The sequence below is a fragment of the Brenneria sp. L3-3C-1 genome (assembly GCF_016456245.1).
Taxonomy (GTDB): Bacteria; Pseudomonadota; Gammaproteobacteria; order Enterobacterales; family Enterobacteriaceae; genus Brenneria.
Genome location: NZ_JAEMHF010000001.1, coordinates 1,020,220 through 1,044,995 on the forward strand (window position 1 = coordinate 1,020,220; position 24,776 = coordinate 1,044,995).

Sequence of the window (24,776 nt, forward strand, 5' to 3'; positions counted from 1 at the left end):
AAATACCAATGCTGAAGAAAACACTACTGGGCCTGACTGTCGCGTCCTTGCTTGCCTCTGCCGGATCGGCGCTGGCTGCCGATTACAAGTTTGATAAGGAAGGCCAGCACGCGTTTATTCAATTCCGCATTAATCATCTGGGCTATAGCTGGATTTATGGCGGTTTTAACGATTTTGACGGTTCGTTTACTTTTGATGAAAACAACCCTGCCGCTGATAAAGTCAATGTCACCATCAATACCAACAGCGTCAATACCAACCACGCTGAACGCGACAAACACATCCGCAGTGCGGACTTCCTGAACGTATCCAAATATCCGCAGGCGACGTTCACCTCGACGGAAGTGAAAAAAGACGGCGATGAATACGATATCACCGGTAACCTGACCTTAAACGGCGTAACCAAGCCAGTTAAGCTGGATGCGAAATTGATTGGTCAGGGTAGCGATCCGTGGGGTAATCATCGCGCCGGCTTTGAAGCAGAAGGCGCGATCAAGCTGAAAGACTTTAATATTACGACCGATCTGGGGCCGGCGTCCCAGGAAGTAGAATTGATCATTTCCGTCGAAGGCATTCGTCAGTAATAATCCACCGCCGAAATGTTGATTAAAGCCCTTTCGTCGCCTGAAAGGGCTTTTTTTATCGGGTTACTTCGCTGCGTCGCCCTCCGCAGGCGGCGATGGAATCGCTAATGTCGACTGCAATAATCCTCTCGATTTATTGAAAATCTTCATACCGTTTTCACGCCCGCTACGCCGGGCGCGTTGCTCTTCCAGTGGCAGTTTGCGTTCTTCCTGGCAGTTTGCGCTACAACAGCCTTCATATTTTTCCGCACATGCCGGGCACTGGATAAACAACAAGTGACAGCCTTCATTACGGCAGTTGGTATGGCTGTCGCAAGACGCGCCGCACTGATGACAATGCGCAATCACTTGATCAGAAATTCGCTCTCCCAGTCGCTCGTCAAACACAAAGTTTTTACCGATAAACTTCAGCGGCAACCCCTGCGCTTTTGCCTGACGGGCATATTCGATAATCCCGCCCTCGACGTGGTAGACATGTTTAAAACCGTGATGGAGCATATAAGCACTCGCCTTTTCACAGCGGATCCCCCCGGTGCAATACATGACGATATTCTTATCACGCGCCGTATTAAGCATTTCCACCGCCATTGGAAGCTGCTCGCGGAAGGTATCCGAGGGAACCTCCAACGCATTTTCAAAGTGCCCGACTTCGTATTCATAGTGATTGCGCATATCAACGAATAGCGTATCGGGATCGTCCGCCATGGCATTGACCTGTTCGGCTTTCAGATACTGACCGACATTCGCCGGGTTAAATGTGGGATCATCAATGCCATCGGCCACAATGCGGTCACGCACTTTCATGCGCAAAACCCAGAACGATTTTCCGTCGTCGTCCAATGCAATGTTCAGCCGTACCTGGTCAAGCGCCGGGTGGGCGCCAAACAACACGGTTTTAAACGCATCAAACTGATTATTCGGTACGCTGATCTGAGCATTGATGCCCTCCGCCGCAATGTAGATCCGCCCAAACACCTTTAGCTGCGCAAACTGGCTATACAGAAGGTCGCGAAATGCTTTCGGCTCATCGATGGTGAAATATTTATAGAAAGAGACTGTGGTACGCGGCTCGGTTTCAGCAAGCATTCGCGCTTTCAGCTCCTCATTGGAAACCCGGTTATGTAACACTGGCATGGTGTACTTTCCTGTCTTCACTGAGGTTAATCGTTACTGTTTACCGCCAGGATTATCCTGACAGACTGAATCGCCCGGCATCATACCCGATAGCGGCATCGCTGTCAGGAGGTCAAATGGCGATCCCCCCGCGCAATGCCGGTGAAGATCCGTTTCATTAGATAGCCGCGATTCATCCATTTTGCCGCCATTAAAACTGACGAACGCCCCGTTGCCGCTATTGCCATTTTCGATTCACTTATTTTTTGTATAAAAATCAGGCTATAGCGCGCCGCAAATTTGTTTTCTAAGCAAACTCCCGCAATAATCTATCCTATTGAGAGGAAATTCTATTTATCCTTTAACAGTATGAGTGCCTGCAAGCACCAGAATTTGATACTGAGGCCATGACACAAATCCCCGTTTTTAATCGTTCCCTACTGCACCCGCGTTACTGGTTGACCTGGTTGGGTGTTGGCATGCTGTACCTGGTGGTATTGTTACCTTATCCCCTGCTCTACCGTATCGGTACCGGGCTTGGTCATCTGTCGATGCGACTTCTGCCGCGCCGTGTTGAAATCACCACCCGGAATATTGAGCTATGTTTCCCTGATATGCCGCTGGCGGAGCGAGACGGATTAGTCAGAAAAAATTTTGAAGCCGTTGGGATGGGAGTAATTGAAACCGGCATGGCATGGTTCTGGCCTGACTGGCGTATAGACCGTTGGTTTACGGTAAAAGGTCTGGAACATATGCATCAGGCGCGCAAGGAAAATCGCGGCGTATTGCTGATCGGTCTGCACTTCCTGACGTTGGAGCTCGGCGCACGCATTTTTGGCATTTATAATGCGGGCATCGGTGTCTATCGCCCCAACGACAACAAACTGATTGACTGGTTACAGACCTGGGGAAGAATGCGTTCAAACAAATCCATGCTGGACCGCAAGGATCTGAAAGGCATGATCCGAGCGCTTAAGCAGGGTGAGATTATCTGGTACGCCCCCGATCACGATTATGGCCCGCGCAGCAGCGTATTCGTGCCTCTGTTTGCCGTTGATAAAGCCGCCACCACGGTGGGAAGTTACATGCTGGCCAAAGCGGCCAAACCGGCGATTGTTCCGTTTGTGCCGCGCCGCCTGCCGAATGGTAAAGGCTATGAGTTATTGATTCAGCCGGCGGAATCAGACATCCCGCTGGAAAGCCAAGAGGCTGCCGCAGCGTGGATGAATAAGATCGTGGAAAAAAATATCCTCTTGGCGCCCGACCAGTATATGTGGTTACACCGTCGCTTTAAAACCCGGCCGGAAGGTGAGCCGTCGCTATATTAAAACGATTCCCCCTCCACGGAGGCCGGCGTGGAGGGCAGGCCGCCCAGCGGCGCTACCCGACTGAAAAACCGCCGTATTTTTATCCATCCATGATGATTATCTTGCCGATAGCCGGTAAGCGGCACATACTTAATGCATTGCCTGCTATGCAATAATTAACTTGTTGCCTTTTCGTTTGCGCTCTCACACAAAAAACACCAACAACATTATCGGAAACTTATGACACCAGAAGCGGAGCCTATTGATTGGAAGCGTAATCTTTATGTTACCTGGTTAGGTTGCTTTTTCACCGGTGCCGCATTCAGTCTGGTTATGCCATTTCTTCCGCTTTATGTGGAGCTTTTGGGCGTCACCGGCCACGAAGCGTTGAATTTATGGTCTGGCGTGGTCTTCAGCATCACGTTTCTGTTCTCCGCCATCGCTTCTCCTTTTTGGGGACGGCTTGCCGATCGCAAAGGCCGCAAGCTGATGCTGTTACGTTCGGCGCTGGGCATGTGCATCGTGATGCTACTCATGGGGCTGGCGCAAAATATCTGGCAATTTCTATTTCTGCGCGCCGCCCTCGGCATACTGGGGGGATTTGTTCCTAATGCCAATGCCTTGATCGCCACCCAGGTTCCGCGCAATAAAAGCGGCTGGGCGCTGGGAACATTGTCAACCGGAGCCGTCAGCGGCGCGCTTATCGGCCCCCTTATCGGCGGCTATTTAGCGGATACCTATGGATTACGTCCGGTATTCTTTATCACGGCCGCCGTGCTGTTGGTCTGTTTTCTGATCACGCTGATTTTCGTTCAGGAACGTTTTACCACCATTCGCAAAAAAGACATGTTAAACGGCCGGCAGGTGATGACATCGCTGAAAAACCCCAGGCTGGTTTTAAGTCTGTTTATTACTACGTTAATTATCCAGGTAGCCACAGGGTCCGTCGCGCCGATACTCACGCTGTTCGTTCGAGAGTTGGCGGGACATACTCAAAATCTGGCCTTTATCAGCGGCATGATCGCCGCTATTCCCGGCGTATCCGCGCTGATCAGCGCCCCGAAATTAGGCAAGCTAGGTGATAAAATCGGCCCTGAGCGTATTCTGATCGCCATGCTGATAGTGTCCGTTTTACTGCTTATTCCCATGGCTTTCGTACAGACGCCGTGGCAGTTGGGCGTACTGCGCTTCCTGCTGGGGGCGGCGGACGGGGCGTTACTGCCGGCGGTGCAAACGCTGCTGATTTATCACTCCTCCAATCATGTCGCAGGACGAATATTCAGCTATAACCAGTCGTTCCGTGATGTAGGTAATGTGGCAGGCCCCATATTGGGGGCATCCATTTCCGCCACCTATGGCTTTCGGGCGGTCTTTATCGTTACCGCCTTGATTGTCATGATCAACGTCGTCTACTCCTGGCGAAGTTTACAACGTCGCGCGTCAAGGCTTGAGCTTCCCGGCGACTAACCGACCGATACGTTATCGGGCGTAAAAAAAAGCAACGGATATATATGCCGTTGCTTTTTATCGGTTACGTCCAGCCGTGCTTTATTGCTTAATAAACGGCGGGGGTAGATTGCGGTAATAATCGGACCACGCCGCATACTGTTCCGGCATCTGCCATAAACGGTAATGAAGGCGGGATATCGTCACCGGATCGCTCAGCAGCATTAGCCGCTGATTATCGCCGACCTCTTGCGGTTTTCGGCTGAGCGCATCACTGACATTCTGCTCACGCACATCCTCAATAGCCTGACTGAAACGATGGCGGGCCGTCGCCATCGCGCTGGCCAGCGCATTAATCGACGGGTCAAAAACCGCCTGAATAAAGCCATGATCCAGCTTGCGCTGACGGTTCAATCGACAATATTCATCGGTCGCAACCAGTTCGCGCGGCGGCGCATATTCTTCAGGGATCAGTAACAGTTTGGCTCGTTTACAGGCCAGCCCCAATGAAGCCCGGCTGGAATAAACGGAGACGAACGGCGACAGAATCAGTGAGAACACGATGGGGGAAAGCCACCACAGGAAACGCAGGTCCAACCACGCCATCCCTATCGCCCAAACCAGTCCCAACGCTAACTGCGAACCATGGCGAACAAAAGCCTCACCCCATGGCGTAGCGTCATCATCACGCTGTGGCGAGTTCCACTGTACCGACCACCCCAGAAATGCGCTGACCACAAAGACGGTATGAAACAGCATCCTGACCGGCGCTAATAAAACAGAGAACAGCATTTCCAACAGCAGTGAAACAAACAGGCGCAACACACCGCCATAGGCTTTCGCGCCTTTGGCGCACACCAGGACCACGCTTAACAGTTTGGGTAAGAACAACAACACCAGCGTGGTTGAGAATAGCGCGATGGCCAACTCCGGGCGCCACTGCGGCCACACGGGAAATAGCTGTCTGGGTTGCAGGAAATACTGCGGCTCCATCAAGGTATGCACCACCTGCAACGCCGTAGACAGCGCCAGAAACATGAACCATAACGGCGCCGACAGGTAGGACATGACGCCAGTCAGGAACACCGCACGGTGCACCGGATGCATGCCTTTAACCAGGAACAGCCGGAAGTTCATCAGATTGCCATGACACCAGCGGCGATCGCGTTTCAGCTCATCCAACAGGTTAGGCGGCAATTCCTCATAGCTGCCCGGCAGGTCGTAGGCGATCCAGACTCCCCATCCGGCCCGGCGCATCAACGCCGCTTCGACAAAATCATGCGAAAGGATGGCCCCCGCGAATGAACCCTCGCCTGGCAACGGCGCCAACGCGCAATGTTCGATAAACGGCTTCACCCGGATGATGGCGTTATGCCCCCAGTAATGGGATTCGCCCAACTGCCAGAAATGTAGACCGGCGGTAAACAGCGGGCCGTAGACGCGGGTTGCAAACTGCTGGCAGCGCGCATACAACGTATCCATACCCGATGCTTTCGGCGAGGACTGGATAATCCCCGCATTGGGATTCGCTTCCATCAGCCTGACAAGAGAAGTCAGACACTCGCCGCTCATTACGCTGTCGGCATCCAGAATCACCATATAACTGTATTGATTGCCCCAGCGGCGGCAAAAGTCGTCAATGTTGCCGCTCTTGCGTTTTACGCGGCGGCGGCGTCGACGGTAAAAAATACGCCCTGCTCCGCCCACGTCGCGGCAAAGCTCCATCCAGGCCTTTTGCTCTGCGACGCAGGTATCCGGATCGTTACTGTCGCTTAACACATAAATATCGAAGTGCTCGATCATCCCGGTGGCTTCCACGGATTCATACGTGGCGCGCAGGCCGGCAAATACGCGCTCTACATCTTCGTTACAGATAGGCATGATCAGCGCGGTACGATGTTCCGGATTAAGCGGTTCATCGCCAACCGTGGTGGAGGAAATACTGTACTTGTCCCGGCCAATCAGCAGTTGCAGAAATCCCATCAGCGCAGTCCAGAAGCCCGCGGAAACCCAGCAGAATAGAACCGCAAACAGGATAAGAATGCCGCTCTGCAACACATACGGCAGCAATTGCAGGAATGATTGCATCAAGGGCTGATCGGCCATCTCAAACGGGTCGATCAATGCCCAGCCTTGATAGGGCAGGATGGTTTTCATATACCACGTTGCAATCGCCGTCTGAAAAAGCGTCAGAATCAGCAAGATATAGCGCCGGATCGTACCGACCATACGCCATCTGTTTTCAGAGATCGTTTCTTCCGGGCTGGAATGATGGCGAGGCGGAACAGTTCGTCCCAACAGACTTTCCCACCAGCGAACCAGCGGGTTGGTGCGCCAGACATCGGGAAACATCGAAGAACGGGTGATTGTCGGCATGGCCTTCAATGCCGTCCGCCCTTCGGTATCCTTGCCCAGTTGCTTCCCGTCATTCAAACCATCCGGCCAGGCCATTTCCAGACGAGTCTGAACCGAATTCAGCGCAGCATCTTCTTCTCGCTGAATCCTGGCCTGGCTGTCGCCAGACAATGCCTGATGTAATGCGGACTGATCGATATTATCCGACGGCGGTAGTTTTTCGCGCAGAGCCCTTGCCTGCTCGGCAGACAAGGGCAGTTTCCCGATATAATCGAGAGAAGAAGTTGACTTATTCATTAGCAGGTAGCTGATAGCTCCAGGTTTCGGTCAATGTTGTTTCACCATTAACCAACGCTGCTCTCATTTCTGTTGGCTGTTTATTATCTTTCACACGCAGACGCAGCGTCAGACGCCAGCCATTCGTCACCGGATTATAGCGCACGCTGTTTTCCACAATCTCGCCGTTGTCGCCAATACTGGCCTGAGCGGCGACAGGCGTCGCTTCATCCATCGCTTTTAGCGTCGGGCCGACAAAGTCCACGATGAAAGCGATCGTACCGTCGGGCTGGCGAATCAGGTTCGACTGCTTAACATCGCCGGTCGAGCGGCGGGTCTGCTGAACATAGGCGATATCCGGCGAATGCAACTGATCTTCATCGCGGGTGAAATGCAAACGATATCTCAGTTCCAGAGGCTTACCCGTTTCCGGTAAAACATCCGGCGTCCAGAAAGCGACGATGTTATCGTTGGTTTCATCGGCGGTCGGGATCTCAACCAGCTCGACTTTACCTTTGCCCCATTCGCCTTTTGGTTCTATCCAGCCGCTCGGACGCAAATCATAGCGATCATCAAGATCCTCATAAGCGGCGAAATCGCGCCCGCGCTGCAACAACCCAAATCCTTTCGGATTCTCCACCGCATAGGTACTGACGGACAGGTGCCGAGGATTATTCAGCGGCCGCCAAATCCACTCGCCATTGCCGGCATGGATCGACAAGCCATTGGAATCATGTAACGCGGGACGGTAGTTCAAGGTTGAAGACGGCTGATTCGGCCCAAACAGGTACATGCTGGTCAGCGGCGCCACGCCCAGCTTGCCCACGTTATCACGCAGGAATACCTTAGATTGAACATCGATGATGCTGTCGCGCCCCGGATAGACCACAAAGCGGTATGCCCCTGTCGCGCGCGGCGAATCAAGCAAGGCATAAATCACCAGATGTTTATCATTCTGTTTCGGACGTTCGATCCAAAACTCGCGGAAGCGCGGAAACTCCTCACCGGAAGGCAACGCCGTATCAATCGCCAAACCGCGCGCGGACAACCCATAAATCTGGCCTTTGCCGACGACGCGGAAATAACTGGCGCCCAACATACTGACGATTTCATCGTCCTTACCCGCTTTATTAATCGGATAGAGCACTTTAAACCCGGCAAAACCGAGGTTCTTCACGGTGTCAGGGTCGTGGTTGACTGAACCAAAATTAAAGTAATCCGCCGAGTATTTAATTTCCTTTACCGTTGTCGCAGTCACTTCATTAATTTTCACCGGCGTATCGAAATACATCCCCTGGTGATAGAACTGTAGCTTGAACGGCGTCTGTAAGTTATTCCAGTATGATTTTTCGTGATTGAACAGAATTTGCTGGTAATCAGCAAATTTCATATCACGGAATTGCGCCGGAAGATTGCTTTTCGGCGCTTCAAAACCTTTCGCCGCCAATTTTTCCGCTTGTTGCGCAACATCATCAATCGAAAATGCCCAAGCCGGTACCGAACTTAAAGACAACATGACTACCGCCGAAAGCCAGCGAAGGCTAGCAACCCGCTGTTTAACTCGAAATTTATTAACCAGCACAACTCCCCCTGTTCGTGTGCTTCAATCAACTAAAATCCATATTAATGGATAAGTTAGCTTTCCGACAACTTGATAAAGATATGGTTCATCATAATAGGTCAGCGTTTAAACAACGCGAACGCCAATAGATGATAAATCGGGTTGATAAGTGGAAAACCGATAAAATTCACCGCTTTCCGCGTTAAAAACGCATCAACCGTCTTTTTCTCAAAATCAGCGCGATATTGACACCGATCGTCGCCGATTACTCCCCAATTCAAACGATGTCGGCAAACCCATTGTTGCCTGAAACAGCTGAAGATTCACTTCCGAAAGCACATACTAAGAAAAGTCTTAATATGTACCAGCCCATTTCGACGCCAACGAGACCAAATACCTCCTTTACCCGGCTTCGGCCATATTCCGTTTGCTGAACGGCGAAATTTATTTATTATCAATGGCGTAACAGCGTTAACGACGGTATTTATCCGTCAGCGATAACGGGCATACCACCGGTGTATACGCTGTTCTTTCATATTCAAAAAACGCCACATAAACATTTATTTAACTAAAAGAGAGTAAATAAGGTACAGTATCACCACTGAATTCGATATAGCTTAATCATCCACGTCATGCTTTTGTCTCTGTTGCGGCGGCGAGGTTTCCCGGCCTGGCTCGGTATCTTTGCCATATTGACCCTTTCCATTGCCCCAGTGATTTCACAAACGCTGGCGTACGGCAATGATGGCACAGAGCAAGCACTAAACACATCGCCGATTTCAGCCGAGCATCATCACGCCGGACATACGCCGTCTGGATCTCGCGCTAGTCATCCACAGCATTCGTCTTCCCCTCAGCCAGCCTCCATGACGGATCATGCCGCCTGTGGCTATTGTGTGCTTTTGGCCCACACGCCGGTATTAGCTGCCGTAGATAGCATCATCATTGTGCTGAAACCGTCTATATCCAATATCCAGGCGGTAACGTTCGTATCCCGCAGCATTCCGATCGCCAGATTTGCCTCTCCCGTTCCACGCGCCCCGCCCCATTGAGTCTATCCCGATAAGCCCGTATGCATTTATTACCAAGCCAGACGACGCTATCTTGTTCCGGGTACTGCGTCGCGTTGGTCGTTTTTCTGCTAACTGACTTCAGAAGGTTTTATGACGTTTCGTAAAACGCAGGCATCTGTTCCCCCGGGTTCGCCACTCTCGACGGCCGCGCAATCCAGGATCGCCGAGGCAGCATCGTCGCGTACCGCGATGATTGCCTTATTTATTCGTCTTCATTTTTATATTGGTATTTTTGTCGGGCCTTTCATTTTCATTGCGGCGCTTACGGGGACGTTATATGTCCTGACGCCGCAGATAGAAAACCGGCTATATGCGCATCAGCTCTTTACCGAAAGCCACGCGGCGCCTCGTCCGCTGGCAGATCAAATCGTGGCGGCTCAGGCGGTGCTCGGACATCAGCATGAAGCGCGCTTAGCCGCCGTCCGTCCGGCGCCCACGAAAGGTGAAACCACCAGAGTGATGTTTGCGTCTCCTGAACTGGGGCCATCGGAAAGCCGGGCCATATTTATCGATCCCGCCACACTGGAAATTCGAGGCGATGAAACCGTTTATGGCACCAGCGGCATTCTGCCCTTTCGTACCTGGCTTGATTACCTGCATCGAGAATTGCTACTCGGTGAGATTGGACGCAATTACAGCGAACTGGCCGCCTCCTGGCTATGGGTTGCCGCATTAGGCGGCGCACTGATTTGGGGGGCGACACGACATTCGACGACATCGACCAGGCAGCGAAAAACCCAAAAACGCCAGACGCCGGCGACCACGCATCGCCGCCTGCGCCGTTGGCACACTACCCTGGGGCTGAGCCTTATTGTCGGTCTGTTATTCTTTTCCGCCACCGGTCTGACCTGGTCAAAGTGGGCCGGCAGTAATATTTCCGTGGCGCGAAACCTGTTAGGCTGGCAAACCCCGTCGGTGAAAACGCAGCTCATCACCGGGCCGACGACGGTATCCACTCATGCGCATATGGCTGACCACGGCCATATGACCGCCAGCGAACATGCCGAACATCATTCTTCGATGCCCATGACGCCTGCAATATATAGCCCGCCGGATAGATTTGATCGGGTTTTAGCCATAGCCAGGGCGGCAGGCATTGATGCAAAAAAAATCGAAATAAAACCTGCCGGCAAACCTAATCAGGCCTGGACGGTCACGGAAATCGACCGCGCCTGGCCTACGCAGGTTGATGCGGTTTCGGTGAATCCTTCTACCCTTGAAATTATCGACAAAACAGATTTCAGCACCTTTCCGCTGGCCGCCAAACTGACCCGCTGGGGCGTTGATGCGCATATGGGGATTCTGTTCGGATTGGCGAATCAACTGCTGCTTGCGGCTTTCGGGATCGGACTCTGCGCCATGATTGTGTGGGGATATCGAATGTGGTGGATCCGTCGTCCCAAACATCCCGGCAATAATCCCGTTAAAACGCTGACCAGCGCACTATTGCTGGTTCGCCTTTTTCCCAGACTAGTATTGATAACGACATCCGCTCTGCTTGCGGTGTGCTTGCCGGTTATGGGGATAAGCCTGCTGCTGTTTATACTGATTGATGTCATTCGCTGGCAGCGGAATCGAACGGCTGATCCGTCGCAGTGACCTGGTAAATCGACGGACAGGGATGTCCGCCATAAAAAAGCCGCCATTGAACCCTTCAATGGCGGCCTGAAATACGAAGAATTAATAACGGGTTATCTTAAAAAGAGGCCCAATCCGCCAGTTCTCCCGACTTCTTCTCTTTTGTGGTTCCCGCGCTTTCCGGGGAAATCAACGCCGGCGCTGGCGCTTTTCTGTTGGATAGCGATCCCGCATACGCCGATCCCAGATTGAACACGCTTACCGTTCGGGTAAGGCTATGCGCCTGATCCTGCAAAGAGAGCGCCGCAGCGGCAGACTCTTCAACCAATGCCGCATTTTGCTGGGTTGTAGTATCGATCTGCCCGACAGCCAGGTTAATTTGGTTAATGCCGTCACTCTGCTCACGACTCGCTTGAGCAATTTCACTGATGATCCCGTTAACCCCTTCAACGTTCGTCACCAGTGAATTCATCGTGACGCCCGTTTTCTCTACCAACCCCATACCGCCCTGCACTTTATTGAAAGAATCATCGATCAACTCTTTAATCTCTTTAGCGGCGGTTGCACTTCTTTGCGCCAGAGCACGAACTTCGCTGGCGACGACGGCAAAGCCCCGGCCTTGTTCCCCGGCCCGCGCCGCCTCTACCGCCGCGTTCAACGCCAGGATATTGGTCTGGAAAGCAATACTATCAATCACGCCAATAATTTCGGCCATTCGCTGTGATGAATCTCTGATGCCACGCATTTCCTGTGTCACCATCTCCATCATTTCACCACTTTTCTTCACGGTTTCCGATGCATCGGCAGCAAGTTCTGTGGCCTGTGCCGTGTTGTCAGCCGTATTCTTTATGGTCGACGTCAATTGTTCCATCGATGCTGCCGTTTCCTCCAGAGAGCTGGCTTGCTCCTCCGTTCTGGCCGAAAGATCCTGGTTACCTGCCGCAATCTGCGAGGCTGCGCTTGAAATCGTTTCCGCGCCATCCCGCACCTGACTGACAATTTGCCGCAAACTGGTATTCATATTATGCAAAGCCGCTAGCAACATCCCGGTTTCATCTTTGCGGTTGATACGGATTTCAGAGGTTAAATCGCCTTTGGCAACGTTCTCGGCTACGACCAGCGCATCCTGTATCGGACGAGTAACGCTGCGCGTGATCAGCGCGGCAATAACCAGCCCGCTGATGACGCCGGCAATGATGACGATGACCATGAGGATAAGCGTTTCTTTATAACTTTCAGCCACATCCTGTGCAGACGCCTTCATTTTCTCATTTTGAGAATCAATAAGCTCAGTAACCTTGTCCTTGTACTTCTGCTGGACGACGCGAGAGACATTGAAATACTCATTAGTCGCGCCGTCTATGTCGCCTGCGACAGCGAACGCCGTCAGTTTATTTGCCGAGGCCAGGAAGTCCCTGCGGATATCTCCGATGGCATTCAATATCGCCAGCGATTTTTCATCCTCGACATGCTTTTGCAGATAATCCATTAATCTGGATACGTTTACTGAGCTTGCTTTCATAAGCTCTAATTGCTGCTTAACTTCTGCTTCCGATTTCAGCAATAACAACAATTGCTGATTATTGAGAAAAGCATTCAACTCATCAATCAACTGATTGCTTTCCACCGTTAAGGGATAATCCTGGGAGACAATATCATCCATTTTATTATTAAAGTCAGTCAGCTTTGTTATAGCAACACTACCGACAACCAAAAGCATTAACGCCAGGAAAGAGAATCCTGCTCCTAATCGATATCCGATACGCCAGTTGGATAAATTCATTGAAATCTCCTTTATTCATCCTTTCTATCTGCATCAAGGAAATAGCTAACCCTCAGTCTCAAATGAGACCGAGTAAAATATAATTACTGCCCCTGATACCTATAGTTCCAATGTTACTTCTCATATTTAACAAAAGATATGAACCCTGGACATCGTGTTTATTAAGCCCGGTGACAAACCTAAACAACATGCCAAGATGCAATATCACTAAACAACGTTTGCCATAGTGAAAGCAGGAAGAAAGGCCAACCAATCGCCAAACCCGACAACGAGACGCACGCCTACCGACGAGACGCAAAAACAGTGGACCCCGGAAAGTCACTCTGTGACAAAAAAGCATCATCCCTTACACCCCTTCATTGCCAAAAACCACCATCCGATACAACTCGGTTTCCCACGTTTTGCCTGTGCCCGGAAAAGCGCTCAACACCCCTACCTAAGATAAATGTTGAATAACTACAAAAGCAGGACGATCTGCCAATCAGCTTAATCCCTCTATCACCGAGTGGTGAGTATCGGCGCTATGGCAATAATCTTTATATCTTCTTTATTTATATTCTATGAATTTCATATCTATTTAATCGATCGTTTTTTCATAATTTATCTATTTACAAGATAAATGAGGTTATAAGATGAAAAAAAATGAAGATAAAAATAAAGTCAATAACCTTTAGAGTTTAAATACTTAAAATAAAAAACTCGGGCGTAATTACTATAAAAATGATATAGAAATAAAGAATTGATGATGTGATTTTATGAAAAAACAATGAATGCCATAAAAGCATTATGGTCATTCATTGTATTTATATCAGGCGACTAAAGCTCGGTATGTTTCTTTCCAGTGAACCTCACACTCCATCCGGGCATTAGGAATATAGTGTGATTTCAAGCACCAATGCGGATTGTCGATTACCCAGGTTGTCACTGCCGTATCATTAAAAAAAATAGTTTTCTGAACATAGATAACAACAAAATACCCTGCTTTATGGTCACTCTTGTAGATCTCGTACCGATGAAGTCCGACGTTATCATCTTGTACAAAAACCAGCGTTTCTTTAAGAGTTCCCATTAACATAATTGCCTCCACGAATGATATGAATATCTTTTATCGGCAAAAGGCGGATAAACCTTATGATCTATATCGCAAAAAATTGATTTTAGCCGACGGGGAATCCTAGATTGCCGACCTATGGCTCTGGCACCCGGAGAATCAGATTTGAGATGCAGTATATTGAATCGCCGAGTTAAAAAATTGATCATAAAATATTAACGGCATAGAATGCAGGGGCATCAAGAAAAAAAGGAAATAAACGTGCCAAACCAACCTGTGTGGGAGTTAATCAAGCTTATTTACTTCATCGGTTTTGCTATTTCAACGCTCGTTACTTTCCTGCTAAGTAAAGACAAGTCGTTGGCTATTCGGCTTTTGGCATCTTTGCTGATAGGGTTCACATGGCCATTGAGTTTTCCTGTTGTTTTGCTGTTCTCCATTTTCTAATGGCGCAATCATCGCTGAAAACGACTTGCGCCAGCCAATGGCCCGATTATGATGGTTATTTTTACGCCGTCTCCCGTCTATGAAAAACATTCTGATAAGCGCCTGCCTGTCTGGTTTCACGGTGCGTTATAACGGTTCAGCTAAAAAATCGGTCGAAGCGTACCTTGCACAATGGCGTCAGCAATCCAGACTGGTGACGTTTTGTCCTGAATTGGCGGCGGGGTTCGCCACGCCTCGTCCTTGCGCAGAAATTCACCCTTCACGGGAAGGGAACGCGGTAATCGCACAAGGGGCCAGAGTGATAGAGGCGACCGGCGCCGACGTTACTGAACGTTATATTTTAGGCGCCTGGTTAACCTTACAAATGGCCAAACAACATGCATGTCGCTTTGCGTTACTGACGGAAGGCAGTCCCTCGTGCGGTAGCAACGTCATTTACAGCGGCAGATTTGACGGGACTCAAGTCCCCGGAAATGGCGTAACCGCTGAACTGCTGCGAACACATGGCATAGAAGTTTTCTCAGATAACGAAATTGATCGGTTAATCGAGCGTGTTGAATACGCGGATCGTTATGAAAGTCAGACTTGAATCGCTCAAAATATCCCCAATACTAAGCACAAGCTCACTATTTCTCTGGAGGTAATCATGGCTAGTGGCTGGTCAAATGACGGAGCCGTTCAAGATCAAATCGATGCTACGATTGATGATGCCGTCGCACGGGCGCGCAGTCAGTTAAATAACGGCGAAAGCGCGCAATATTGTGAAGAGTGCGGCGCACCGATCCCTGAAGCCCGACGCAAAGCCTTGCCAGGCGTGCAATATTGCATCCATTGCCAGGAAAAATTCGACAAAAAAAAGACATTGAACAGCGGTTATAACCGCCGTGGCAGTAAAGACAGTCAGCTAAGATAACCTAGCTTATCCCCGGGGCAGGAATAAGCTGGGTAGACTGCTTAGCGAACAACCAATACTGATGTTTTAGCATGTCGCACAATAGCAGCGGCATTCGATCCGAGAAGATAAGTTTTGACGTCAGGTCGTCGAGAGCCAACGACGATCAGGTCGGCGTTGATCTCCTCCGCCAACTGCAATGCTTCATCTCTTGGCGAACCAAAGCTCACGCTGAATGACAAACGCGATGATGGAAGATCGATAGTTTTAACCAGAGCTTTTAGTTTATCGTTGGCTTTTACTACCGCTTCATTTTCAAACTCTTTTATCCCGAAAGAATAAGCCGATAAAAATGCCGCTGCATCTGGAAGCGCATGAAAAAGATGCACTGTCGCCTCTGACGTTTTTGCCAGCTTTACCACATGGATAAGGGCTTTCTCGGTTAATTCATCTTCTTCAATATCAACTGGCACTAAAATGGTCGTATACATGACAGCTCCTTATTATATGAACCGTTGTACAAAAGATTAGCCTGCCCGACTCTTGAGTAACATGATCTTGTTCACTTTTGCGGGGCAAGGATGGCAAAAAATGAGTATTCCGTTAGCAAACAGGCCACTGCGTCAAAATTTTCGACCTTGCTTTCACACGGTTAGATTTTCAGGAATAATAAAATCACGTCTATACGTCATTATAGTGGGCAATCAATCGTCCAGCCTGCAAAGTACGACGATTCGCCGTCGTACGAACATCAGATGCAATAGTCAAGCATAGCCACCAACCATCAGGTGCGTGACGCCAAAGTCTGCGAGCGGTTCAGCGAAAGGTATGCATCACAAGCCATTTGGATCACAAACAGACTATCTTCAGGCTGATAGAGATAAAAATAGCCAATCTCATATTCATCATTCTGGATATTGATTTCTTTGACGATATTTTATTTTTAGATTTTCTGGTTTTATGCCAGACATGAACTAATGTTAATAAGCCATGTTGTCACAGGCGAGCAATTCTCTAACGATCGTTTTCAATGATCCTATGTGATTTGTCACATTAACGTGAATGAGTGATGAGCTACATATGAAGAGGAAAAACTAATGCACGCAAACACCCCACAAACTGATAAAGAGATATCTGATTATTTTAAGGCGACAACGCCAATGAGTGAAATGGAAATACTTGGCAACATTGTCGATGAAATACTCCAGTCCGGCCATACAGTTACTAACAAATCCATCATCTCAAAGTTAGTAACTAAAATTGAACTTGAGACTGACACAGCCTTTCTGGACCGGTATCGAGCCCTTCTGGATCTGGTGGTACATAAAACACAGGATGATTTCCTGGTTTAATCAGAGCGCCATGGAAGGATGCTCTGACTCCGGATAAACATCAGCAATTAACCAAACATGTAACCTGCTGTTGTGCATGCCTTATATTTCCGTTAACAAAACGCAGGGACATTTTTATACTTCGTTATTTTATCTTCACCGCGAAACGCATTGCATAGGCTAAACCAAGCTCCCAATTTATATACTGACATCACTGAATTTTATCAGTGTTACGTTATTACTCATAATCATTAACTTTTCTCCACGAGTCCTTTCTTATTATTATCTTAGCCAAGACAATAAATCGCTTGCATAATTAGAATCAGAATTGAAAAAGCAGAAACACGCTATTGAACCAATAGAGACCGATTATCTTTATCGAATCGGCACTTCCCATCAGGTATTGACGAAGCTCGACCTATGCGATGCCGACGTTCTTTGTTATAAAAAACCAGGGAAAGGCGCTAAAACACAATTAATGCTCTGCATTACCGCTTTTATGACAAATCTTTATCATATTGATGCGTCAAGTGTTAGAGTGTTTACCCATACATCGAATTAGTGGAAAGTATGTCTATCTTTGATGCCTTAAAGATGTTCAGTAGCACATCCATTAACGTGACCTGTCCTGAATGCGCTTTTGTTACTCTGCAACAGCGCAGCAAAATACGCAGGAATACCACCCTTATTTGTCCGAAGTGCGGTCACTTTTTTCTTCCCAAAGCGCCGCGAGCAGATAAAGCATAAACACACGTTCTATCCTACCCACTCAATAAGCACTGTTATAAGTCAATCATATCAATACTAATGCCTGACGCATTAGGCGGCCTTGATAGCAGAATTAGCGCGCCAAAACGTTTATCCGTTCAGTTTGCTTATGCTCCGCTTTTATCTGAGGGCAATACATTCAGATGGAATTGGCGTGTGCGTGATCAATGTAGATCATGCCTGTATACCAGGCAACGATTCCAGCGGGATGACAATCCCCGATATGAAAACGGGCTAGCCTTAAGCTAACCCGTTGAATTGAGTGGCGGAGGAGTAGAGATTCGAACTCTAGAACGCTTTCGCGTCGCCGGTTTTCAAGACCGGTGCCTTCAACCACTCGGCCACTCCTCCGCAATGACGCGCACTATAAACAGAGAGCTGAGTCTTGTAAAGCACCATCGTGTTCAACTGCCTGAAAAATAATCTCCCATGATTCAAATGGGCGTAAAATCACCATAATGCTCATAAATATAGCGATTTACAGCGTAAAGAAGGGTAAAACATCTTTAATAACCTTCAGTAACTATTTACCCTTTGACACTGGATAATGGCACCCTGAAAGAGAGAGTCGCTGATATGGATCGTATTGTTGTTTCATCAACCCGTGAAAGTTCGTTACTTAGCACCCATAAGGTGCTGCGTAATACCTATTTCCTGCTATCGCTGACGTTAGGCTTTTCCGCCGTCACCGCTACGGCCAGTACGGTATTTAACCTGCCGGCGCCTGGCTTGCTGTTAATGCTGGTCGGTTTTTATGGCTTGATGTTCCTGACCCACAAGCTGGCGAACAGTCCGGCCGGTATTCTGGCCGCCTTTGCGCTGACCGGATTCATGGGATACACGCTAGGCCCATTATTAAGTACGTTGATATCTTCCGGCGCGGGCGACATTATTACGCTTGCTCTGGGTGGTACGGCGCTGGTCTTCTTCTGCTGTTCAGCCTATGTATTGACAACCCGTAAGGACATGTCTTTCCTGTCCGGCATGCTGATGACCGGGTTTGTCGTACTGGTGGTTGCCGTCATTGCTAACCTGTTCCTGCAAATCCCGGCACTGCATCTGGCTATCAGTGCGATGTTTATCCTGTTTTCTGCCGGTGCGATCCTCTGGGAAACCAGCAATATCATCCACGGTGGCGAAACCAACTACATTCGGGCGACCGTCAGCCTCTATGTCGCGATATATAACATTTTCGTTAGTCTGTTGAGCATCCTGGGCATTATGCGCAACGATTAACCAGCACCAATCCTGAATGATCAACGCCCCATCTACCTAGATGGGGCGTTTTTTTAGGCGTTGCGTGCATTCTTAGTACAAGAAATTTTTGCTAAACTGCCGTGAAATTCCATTACCCATGAGGAAATATGTTGCAGTTTGAAGACCGTATTATTGAAACGGATGCGCAGGGATACCTGATGGACAGCGCTGACTGGAGTGAGGCGCTGGCCCCGGTATTAGCCGAGCAAGAAAGTATTGAGCTTACTGAGGCGCACTGGGAGGTTGTCCGATTTGTTCGGGCATTCTATCTGGAGTTTAATACGTCGCCGGCCATTCGCATGTTGGTAAAAGCGATGGCGCAAAAATATGGTGAAGAAAAAGGCAATAGCCGCTACCTGTACCGTCTGTTCCCCCAAGGGCCGGCCAAGCAAGCGACCAAGATTGCTGGCCTGCCTAAGCCCGTCAAATGCATATAAATTTAATAGCGAATATTGAAACCTTCGTAATCCGCTTTGCCATGCGGTTCTGTGACGACGTTCGCCACACTGGCGCTACGCGGGCCGCCTCGCTTCAACCATGCGACCAATTGCTCAACCGCCTGATGTTCGCCACAGGCGACAACTTCCACGCTGCCATCGTCACTGTTACGAACATAGCCGCTAAGACCTAGCTGTACCGCCTGATACTGTGTGCTATAACGAAAACCAACCCCCTGAACCACACCGTAAACCTGGGCAGCTATAGATACTGTTGGCATTCCTCACTCCCTTTTAATCATTGGATTCTGGCGATCTGAAGCCGTCATTCACGCATCAGCCTATGGTGTCTTCTGAAAAATGGCACCATACTATTATAGTATTCAGCCGGTGAATGTTGTACAAAAAACGAGCTCACGCGCCGTTTAGCCTACTTGAAAAAACGCAAAAGCCCCCCACTTAGAGAGTGTTATAAGATTTCTCAGGAGGTTATATGATCATCTGCAAATTTGGTATCGGGCAACAGATCCGCCACAAACTTCTGGGCTATCCGGGTGTGATTATCGATATCGACCCCGAGTATTCATTGGCGGCTCCCGCATGGGAGGAGTTAGATGCCAACGATACGTTGCGGACAGCGCCTTGGTATCATGTCGTGATGGAAGATGAAAAAGGGCAGCCTATTCATACCTATCTGGCAGAGGCTCAACTGATCAAGGAAGAACCCTATCAGGATGATCATCCCTCATTAGATGAATTGGCTAAGGTGATCAGACACCGTGCGCCACAACTTCGCCACTGATTTATGCGGCACGAGAGGTCAATCAGCATTGCTCTGTTGCGGCGATAAACCGGTAACTTACTTCTCTAAACCAAGACGTGGGATTTCAATTTTAGGGCAACGATCCATGATCACCTCCAATCCCGCATCTTTTGCCAGAACAGCGGCCTGCTCATTGATGACGCCAATCTGTAGCCATAATACGTTAGCCCCGATGGCTATCGCCTCTTTGGCAATGTCATAAGCCGCTTCAGGCTGACGAAACACATCAACCATATCAACATGCTGCGGAATTTCATCCAAACTGGCGTAGACTTTCTGCCCGAGTAAAGTCTGACCGGCCAGTTTGGGGCTTACCGGTATAACCTCATACCCCTGCTCAAGCAGATAAGCCATGACGCTATAACTTGGCCGGGTGGTTTTCTCGCTGGCCCCGACAAGCGCAATGGTTTTTACTGTTTTAAGTACGGATTCAATGTCGCTGTCTTTCATCATGCTCAGCCTCTTTTGCCTCATTCTTTATAGTGTATCGCACATTCATCAACATAAAAGTGCGTTGCAATACTGATTTAAAACATCCTTTATCAACGATGAATAAATAACGAATGGGAAAACCGCGCCGTCATATTAATCATAAAAAATAACACTACATTTCAAATTGAAATCTTTGACACATTATGACAATTACTCAACAATATCCGGATTAATGATCATTTGGGGATACCAATGAAATTCGGCCTTGTTATTGCGTGCTTTTTTATGACAGGTATAGGCATGCCAGCCATCGCCACGACGTTGCAATTAGACCAGAACATTGATTTGATCGTGGTTGATGGAAAAAAGGTATCCGGTTCGCTTTTGAAAGGCGCCGATAGTCTTGAGCTCGATAACGGGCAACATCAAATTCTGTTTAACGTTGTAAAAATCATCAACAGCGCTAACGGTGTTAAAAACAGCTATCGTTCCCCAGCCTTGATCGCAACGTTCAATACCGAGAACCTGGCGTCAGTTTCCTTTAAATTACCGTCTCTGGAAACCACAAAAGAGCGTAAAAACTTTGATCGACAAACAAATTATCAGTTAGTCGATGAACGCCTTCACCCCATCCCTGCCCGTGTCGATATACTGACCGTTACCGATGATGAATTGGCGCATGAGCATGATATAGAGAAGAAGATGTCTGAATATAACGCGGCAAACCATGACGCATCGGTTGCCGGTTTGATTTCATCTTCACAACCAACCGACTGGGCGATAACAGAAGACCCCGCCGCCTCCTCCTCGTCCTCCATAATCAGCAGCACGCTGTTTTCAATTATGCAGTACTGGTTCCAGCAGGCAGATAAAGAGACTCAGCAGCGTTTTCTGCATTGGGTAAAAGAAAAAGACAGCCATTGAAGCCTTAATCTGATGGTTTTGCGCGCAGTTGCAGCGGATTTTTGGCGGCTATTCGCATTTTTGCTTTTTATCACTTTGCACTGAAACACGGTTTCCGTAATCTGCTGTTTCCCCATCGATAGCATTACCATACCGATTGAAGGACTAACCATGGAGTTCACCACCCGCACCATCGGCGCACATAAACATATCGCTTTAGTGGCGCACGATCACTGTAAGCAATCTCTGCTGGATTGGGTCGGTACGAATAAAGCCGTGCTAGCTGAGCATAAGCTTTATGCCACAGGCACAACCGGTAATTTAATTCAGCTAAATACCGGTCTTCCCGTTACGAGTATGCTGAGCGGGCCGATGGGCGGCGACCAACAGGTTGGCGCCTTGATCTCTGAAGGGAAAATAGATTTGATGATTTTCTTTTGGGATCCGCTTAACGCCGTACCGCACGATCCGGATGTTAAAGCACTACTGCGACTGGCCACGGTCTGGAATATTCCGGTAGCGACAAACCGCTCAACCGCTGATTTTTTGATCAATTCGGAAATGTTTAAACATCCGGTTCAAATCACCATTCCGGATTATCAGCGCTATTTGCAGGAACGTTTGAAGTAACCTGTCACCTCTTTCAGCAGGCCGACGAAACATCGCCGGCCCTATCGTTTCGCTCGTCACGGCTTGCGCTGCAACGGTATGCCCAGTTTACGAAGTTGTTCGATAAATACTGACGGTTTTTTACTGTCCTGTAATAACCAAACCCGGTGCTTGGCCCTGGTCAAGGCGACATATAGCAAGCGGCGCTCTTCCGCATCAGGGAAATCCTCAGGTTCAGGCAAAAGAACCTGTTCCAGAATGGACTCGCGGGCCGGTGCGGGAAAACCATCGTTGCCATCATGCATACCGACGATAATCACATATTCCGCCTGCTGACCTTTGCTGGCGTGGACCGTCATAAAGTCGATAGGCAGGTTCGGCCATTTTGTCGCCGCTTTCCGCAACACCGGCGGACGTAAATGATGATAACGGGACAGCAGCAGAACCCGTTCATCAGGCTTAACGAAACTACTTAATTTATCCAGCAAGGGTTCTAATTGTTCATAAGGAAGAATCGTCACCGCTTTTTTATCCCCTTTACTCAGGCTGTTAAGCGGTTTTTTTAGCTGATAGGGATTTTGCTGAATAAACTGGTTGGCGACTTCGCCAATACGCTGGTTAAATCGATAAGTCGTATCCAGCGCACACTGTTCACTTACGCCAAAGTTTTGTTCAAATGCGGTTGTCAGCGACAACGACGCCCCGCTGAAGCGATAGATGGCCTGCCAGTCATCGCCCACGGCAAACAGGTTTGTTCTGCTGTTTTGTCTGCGCAATGCCGTCAACAGGCGCGCTCGCTGGGGGGAAATATCCTGAAATTCATCCACTAAAATATGCTTCCACGGACTGACAAAACGCCCGTTATCCAACAGGTTGACCGCCTGATGGATCAAACCGGAGAAGTCCACGGCATTTTCATCTTTCAGGGCCTTTTTCCAGGCTTTCAATAAAGGCGCCATCAGCCGGATGCGCTGCTGAAATAGCGGACGCAAATCTTCCGAAGCCTGTTCAATCATCTCACTCTGGCTGCCGCCGTGCATTCGCATCAGGCCGACCCAGCGCTCCAACCGGCCGGCCAAACGTTCAGCCAACGCCTGATCATGCCAGAAATCCCCTTCGGGAATCGACCACGCCAGTTCGTCGGTCAACCATTGCCGCCAGCCTTTAGCCTGCGTTTTTTTCTCCGTGCATTGCTGCCGCCAATTCTGTATCAGTAACTCACGACGCATTTTACCATTGCTTTCCAACCGGCTAATCATGGGAACTTTACGGCTGGACTGTTCAATGATGTGCAATGCCAATGCATGAAACGTTTTCGCCTGAATATCATCCGTATACAGTCGGGCCTGAATGCGCTCATTCATTTCTTCCGCCGCTTTTCGCCCAAATGCCAACAGCAGAATTTGTTCGGGAATAGCCTCGCCACGGTGAATTAACCAAGCAGCTCTGGCCACCAATACCGACGTTTTACCACTGCCGGCTCCGGCCAGCACCAATACGGCATCTTCACCGTTCATCACCGCCTTACACTGGGCTACATTCAGCGCCGCCGACTCCACCGACTGGAAAAACTCCTGTTGCGCCGTCAGCATACGTTCCATCCATTGCTGATTACACTCGGTACGTTGCCCGTCTCCGCGCTCAAGCCACTGCCGGCACAGCTGATAGTTATCCCGGCAAATATCAAATTCATCAAGCCGGGCGACAGGCAAAGGAAGCGATGCCAGCGTGCTGCGAATACCTTCCTGTAACTGCTCCAGCGCCTTACGGCCGAACCAGTTATCCTGTTGTTCCAGCGCCCGGATTTCGTCTGCTTGTGTTTGTAAAACGTCAGCGCTCACCACACTCATTTCCTCGCTCCACGATTGCCAGGATTTGAGTAATAAACGGTAAAATGCCTGAGTTTCCTGCCATTCGGTGCCATGTAAACGCACGACTTTGTCAGCCGGTAATTCAAACTCCAGTTCTCCCCATACCAACCCTCTTTTACAACGAATATCGAGCAGCTGATTAAAGGGGATAATGTATTCGTGTTTATCGCCACTCACCTCGACGCCCGCATTAAGCAGCCGCACCCGGTTATACGGATGTTGCGCCAAATGTTTACCTAAAGATGTTGATTTAAGTTCCATTATGTTTGCGCCATGAAGTTGTGAGATTTTTATCGTCCATCACCGTAGTTTACCTGTTATCTGCATTTACGCTCCAGCCTTAAAAACAGGTTAGGATATCCAGGTGTTTGATGTGATAATTCTTTTATCATCATAGGGTTTGGTTGCCCTGGGAAATACAGGAGAAATTATGCGCGCCGTATTGAATATCCTTAATTTCGTGTTAGGCGGATTCTTCACCACCCTATCCTGGCTTTTGGCCACGGTGGTGAGCGTCCTGCTGATCTTTACGCTACCGTTAACGCGCTCATGCTGGGAGATCACCAAGTTGTCCTTGCTGCCCTATGGCAACGAAGCCATTCACGTTGACGAACTACGTCCGGAGGGGAAAAATGCCGTTTTAAACGTCGGCGGTTCGCTGCTGAACATCTTCTGGTTCATTTTCTTTGGCTGGTGGCTGTGCCTGTCGCATATTGTCACCGGTATCGCACAATGTATAACCATCATCGGCATTCCTGTCGGCATCGCCAACTTTAAAATCGCCGCCATTGCACTCTGGCCCGTCGGTCGTCGTGTCGTACCGGTTGAACTGGCGCAGGCCGCCAGAGAAGAAAACGCCCGCCGCCATTATCGTTAACC

Annotated in this window: 25 protein-coding genes and 1 tRNA gene; 16 read left to right on the plus strand and 10 right to left on the minus strand. The window is 49.2% G+C overall.

Features of this window, described 5'->3' with window-relative positions; genetic code table 11:
- Positions 1-11 precede the first annotated feature (11 nt).
- Complete coding sequence (locus JG725_RS04535; protein ID WP_172289461.1) at positions 12-584, plus strand: YceI family protein; 573 nt, start codon at positions 12-14, stop codon at positions 582-584.
- A 63-nt stretch (positions 585-647) separates the two neighbouring features.
- On the opposite strand, the gene JG725_RS04540 is transcribed toward JG725_RS04535, so the two are convergent.
- Positions 648-1,718: a rhodanese-related sulfurtransferase gene (locus tag JG725_RS04540; protein ID WP_199376821.1), complete on the minus strand. Its 1,071-nt coding sequence runs from the start codon at positions 1,716-1,718 to the stop codon at positions 648-650.
- A 386-nt stretch (positions 1,719-2,104) separates the two neighbouring features.
- Here JG725_RS04540 and JG725_RS04545 point away from each other — a divergent pair, with 386 nt between their 5' ends.
- Both JG725_RS04545 and mdtG read left to right on the plus strand, forming a co-directional pair.
- Positions 2,105-3,025 (plus strand): Kdo(2)-lipid IV(A) acyltransferase, encoded by a 921-nt coding sequence (locus tag JG725_RS04545; protein WP_172289204.1) that lies wholly within the window; start codon positions 2,105-2,107, stop codon positions 3,023-3,025.
- Positions 3,026-3,244: 219 nt separating this feature from the next.
- Complete coding sequence (gene mdtG, locus JG725_RS04550) at positions 3,245-4,471, plus strand: multidrug efflux MFS transporter MdtG (RefSeq protein WP_199376823.1); 1,227 nt, start codon at positions 3,245-3,247, stop codon at positions 4,469-4,471.
- Between the two features lie 81 nt (positions 4,472-4,552).
- Here mdtG and mdoH read toward each other — a convergent pair whose 3' ends face one another.
- On the minus strand, positions 4,553-7,102 hold the full coding sequence (mdoH, locus tag JG725_RS04555) for a glucans biosynthesis glucosyltransferase MdoH (protein WP_199376825.1): 2,550 nt from the start codon (positions 7,100-7,102) through the stop codon (positions 4,553-4,555).
- On the minus strand, positions 7,095-8,597 hold the full coding sequence (locus JG725_RS04560) for a glucan biosynthesis protein G (protein ID WP_216660411.1): 1,503 nt from the start codon (positions 8,595-8,597) through the stop codon (positions 7,095-7,097). The genes mdoH and JG725_RS04560 overlap by 8 nt, the downstream gene beginning before the upstream one ends.
- Positions 8,598-9,274: 677 nt before the next feature.
- Between JG725_RS04560 and JG725_RS04565 the strand changes: the two genes are divergently transcribed.
- Both JG725_RS04565 and JG725_RS04570 read left to right on the plus strand, forming a co-directional pair.
- Positions 9,275-9,694, plus strand: a complete 420-nt coding sequence (locus tag JG725_RS04565; RefSeq protein ID WP_199376827.1) for a DUF2946 domain-containing protein — start codon at positions 9,275-9,277, stop codon at positions 9,692-9,694.
- Positions 9,695-9,805: 111 nt separating this feature from the next.
- Positions 9,806-11,314 carry a PepSY domain-containing protein gene (locus JG725_RS04570; protein WP_199376829.1) on the plus strand — a complete coding sequence of 503 codons (1,509 nt, stop codon included), beginning with the start codon at positions 9,806-9,808 and terminating at the stop codon, positions 11,312-11,314.
- A gap of 97 nt (positions 11,315-11,411) precedes the next feature.
- On the opposite strand, the gene JG725_RS04575 is transcribed toward JG725_RS04570, so the two are convergent.
- Together JG725_RS04575 and JG725_RS04580 are read right to left on the minus strand one after the other, a co-directional pair.
- Entirely contained in the window at positions 11,412-13,076 is a 1,665-nt protein-coding gene (locus tag JG725_RS04575; protein ID WP_172289198.1) for a methyl-accepting chemotaxis protein, read from the minus strand.
- 808 nt (positions 13,077-13,884) lie between these two features.
- Positions 13,885-14,151: a hypothetical protein gene (locus JG725_RS04580; RefSeq protein WP_172289197.1), complete on the minus strand. Its 267-nt coding sequence runs from the start codon at positions 14,149-14,151 to the stop codon at positions 13,885-13,887.
- Between the two features lie 204 nt (positions 14,152-14,355).
- Here JG725_RS04580 and JG725_RS04585 point away from each other — a divergent pair, with 204 nt between their 5' ends.
- From JG725_RS04585 to JG725_RS04595, 3 genes are all read left to right on the plus strand, one after another.
- On the plus strand, positions 14,356-14,574 hold the full coding sequence (locus tag JG725_RS04585) for a GhoT/OrtT family toxin (protein ID WP_216660410.1): 219 nt from the start codon (positions 14,356-14,358) through the stop codon (positions 14,572-14,574).
- A 79-nt stretch (positions 14,575-14,653) separates the two neighbouring features.
- Complete coding sequence (locus JG725_RS04590) at positions 14,654-15,163, plus strand: DUF523 domain-containing protein (protein ID WP_199376831.1); 510 nt, start codon at positions 14,654-14,656, stop codon at positions 15,161-15,163.
- Between the two features lie 57 nt (positions 15,164-15,220).
- On the plus strand, positions 15,221-15,487 hold the full coding sequence (locus JG725_RS04595; protein ID WP_172289194.1) for a DksA/TraR family C4-type zinc finger protein: 267 nt from the start codon (positions 15,221-15,223) through the stop codon (positions 15,485-15,487).
- Between the two features lie 41 nt (positions 15,488-15,528).
- Here JG725_RS04595 and JG725_RS04600 read toward each other — a convergent pair whose 3' ends face one another.
- Positions 15,529-15,957, minus strand: coding sequence for a universal stress protein (locus tag JG725_RS04600; RefSeq protein WP_172289193.1), 429 nt, complete (start codon positions 15,955-15,957; stop codon positions 15,529-15,531).
- 606 nt (positions 15,958-16,563) lie between these two features.
- On the opposite strand from JG725_RS04600, the gene JG725_RS04605 reads away from it, so the two are divergent.
- Together JG725_RS04605 and JG725_RS20610 are read left to right on the plus strand one after the other, a co-directional pair.
- The gene (locus tag JG725_RS04605; RefSeq protein WP_172289192.1) at positions 16,564-16,818 is read left to right on the plus strand and encodes a biofilm/acid-resistance regulator YmgB/AriR; all 255 of its coding nucleotides are present in this window, start codon (positions 16,564-16,566) and stop codon (positions 16,816-16,818) included.
- A 549-nt stretch (positions 16,819-17,367) separates the two neighbouring features.
- Positions 17,368-17,544, plus strand: a complete 177-nt coding sequence (locus JG725_RS20610) for a YnfU family zinc-binding protein (protein WP_216660409.1) — start codon at positions 17,368-17,370, stop codon at positions 17,542-17,544.
- A 284-nt stretch (positions 17,545-17,828) separates the two neighbouring features.
- On the opposite strand, the gene JG725_RS04610 is transcribed toward JG725_RS20610, so the two are convergent.
- Positions 17,829-17,916: transfer RNA gene (locus tag JG725_RS04610), tRNA-Ser, on the minus strand.
- Positions 17,917-18,141: 225 nt separating this feature from the next.
- Here JG725_RS04610 and yccA point away from each other — a divergent pair.
- Together yccA and tusE are read left to right on the plus strand one after the other, a co-directional pair.
- The gene (yccA, locus tag JG725_RS04615; protein ID WP_172289191.1) at positions 18,142-18,801 is read left to right on the plus strand and encodes an FtsH protease modulator YccA; all 660 of its coding nucleotides are present in this window, start codon (positions 18,142-18,144) and stop codon (positions 18,799-18,801) included.
- A 128-nt stretch (positions 18,802-18,929) separates the two neighbouring features.
- On the plus strand, positions 18,930-19,259 hold the full coding sequence (gene tusE, locus JG725_RS04620) for a sulfurtransferase TusE (RefSeq protein ID WP_172289190.1): 330 nt from the start codon (positions 18,930-18,932) through the stop codon (positions 19,257-19,259).
- A 2-nt stretch (positions 19,260-19,261) separates the two neighbouring features.
- Here tusE and yccX read toward each other — a convergent pair whose 3' ends face one another.
- Positions 19,262-19,540: an acylphosphatase gene (yccX, locus tag JG725_RS04625; protein WP_199376833.1), complete on the minus strand. Its 279-nt coding sequence runs from the start codon at positions 19,538-19,540 to the stop codon at positions 19,262-19,264.
- Positions 19,541-19,752: 212 nt separating this feature from the next.
- Here yccX and hspQ point away from each other — a divergent pair, with 212 nt between their 5' ends.
- Positions 19,753-20,061, plus strand: coding sequence for a heat shock protein HspQ (gene hspQ / locus JG725_RS04630; RefSeq protein WP_172289188.1), 309 nt, complete (start codon positions 19,753-19,755; stop codon positions 20,059-20,061).
- A gap of 57 nt (positions 20,062-20,118) precedes the next feature.
- Here the strand turns inward: hspQ and JG725_RS04635 are convergent, their stop codons facing one another.
- A complete protein-coding gene (locus JG725_RS04635) occupies positions 20,119-20,532 on the minus strand; it encodes a CoA-binding protein (protein ID WP_199377214.1) in 414 nt (137 codons plus the stop codon).
- Positions 20,533-20,766: 234 nt separating this feature from the next.
- On the opposite strand from JG725_RS04635, the gene JG725_RS04640 reads away from it, so the two are divergent.
- Together JG725_RS04640 and JG725_RS04645 are read left to right on the plus strand one after the other, a co-directional pair.
- Complete coding sequence (locus tag JG725_RS04640; RefSeq protein ID WP_199376835.1) at positions 20,767-21,438, plus strand: DUF2057 family protein; 672 nt, start codon at positions 20,767-20,769, stop codon at positions 21,436-21,438.
- 150 nt (positions 21,439-21,588) lie between these two features.
- Complete coding sequence (locus JG725_RS04645; protein ID WP_199376837.1) at positions 21,589-22,047, plus strand: methylglyoxal synthase; 459 nt, start codon at positions 21,589-21,591, stop codon at positions 22,045-22,047.
- A 56-nt stretch (positions 22,048-22,103) separates the two neighbouring features.
- On the opposite strand, the gene helD is transcribed toward JG725_RS04645, so the two are convergent.
- On the minus strand, positions 22,104-24,158 hold the full coding sequence (gene helD / locus JG725_RS04650) for a DNA helicase IV (protein ID WP_199376839.1): 2,055 nt from the start codon (positions 24,156-24,158) through the stop codon (positions 22,104-22,106).
- 169 nt (positions 24,159-24,327) lie between these two features.
- On the opposite strand from helD, the gene JG725_RS04655 reads away from it, so the two are divergent.
- Complete coding sequence (locus tag JG725_RS04655; protein ID WP_199376841.1) at positions 24,328-24,774, plus strand: YccF domain-containing protein; 447 nt, start codon at positions 24,328-24,330, stop codon at positions 24,772-24,774.
- Positions 24,775-24,776: the final 2 nt, after the last annotated feature.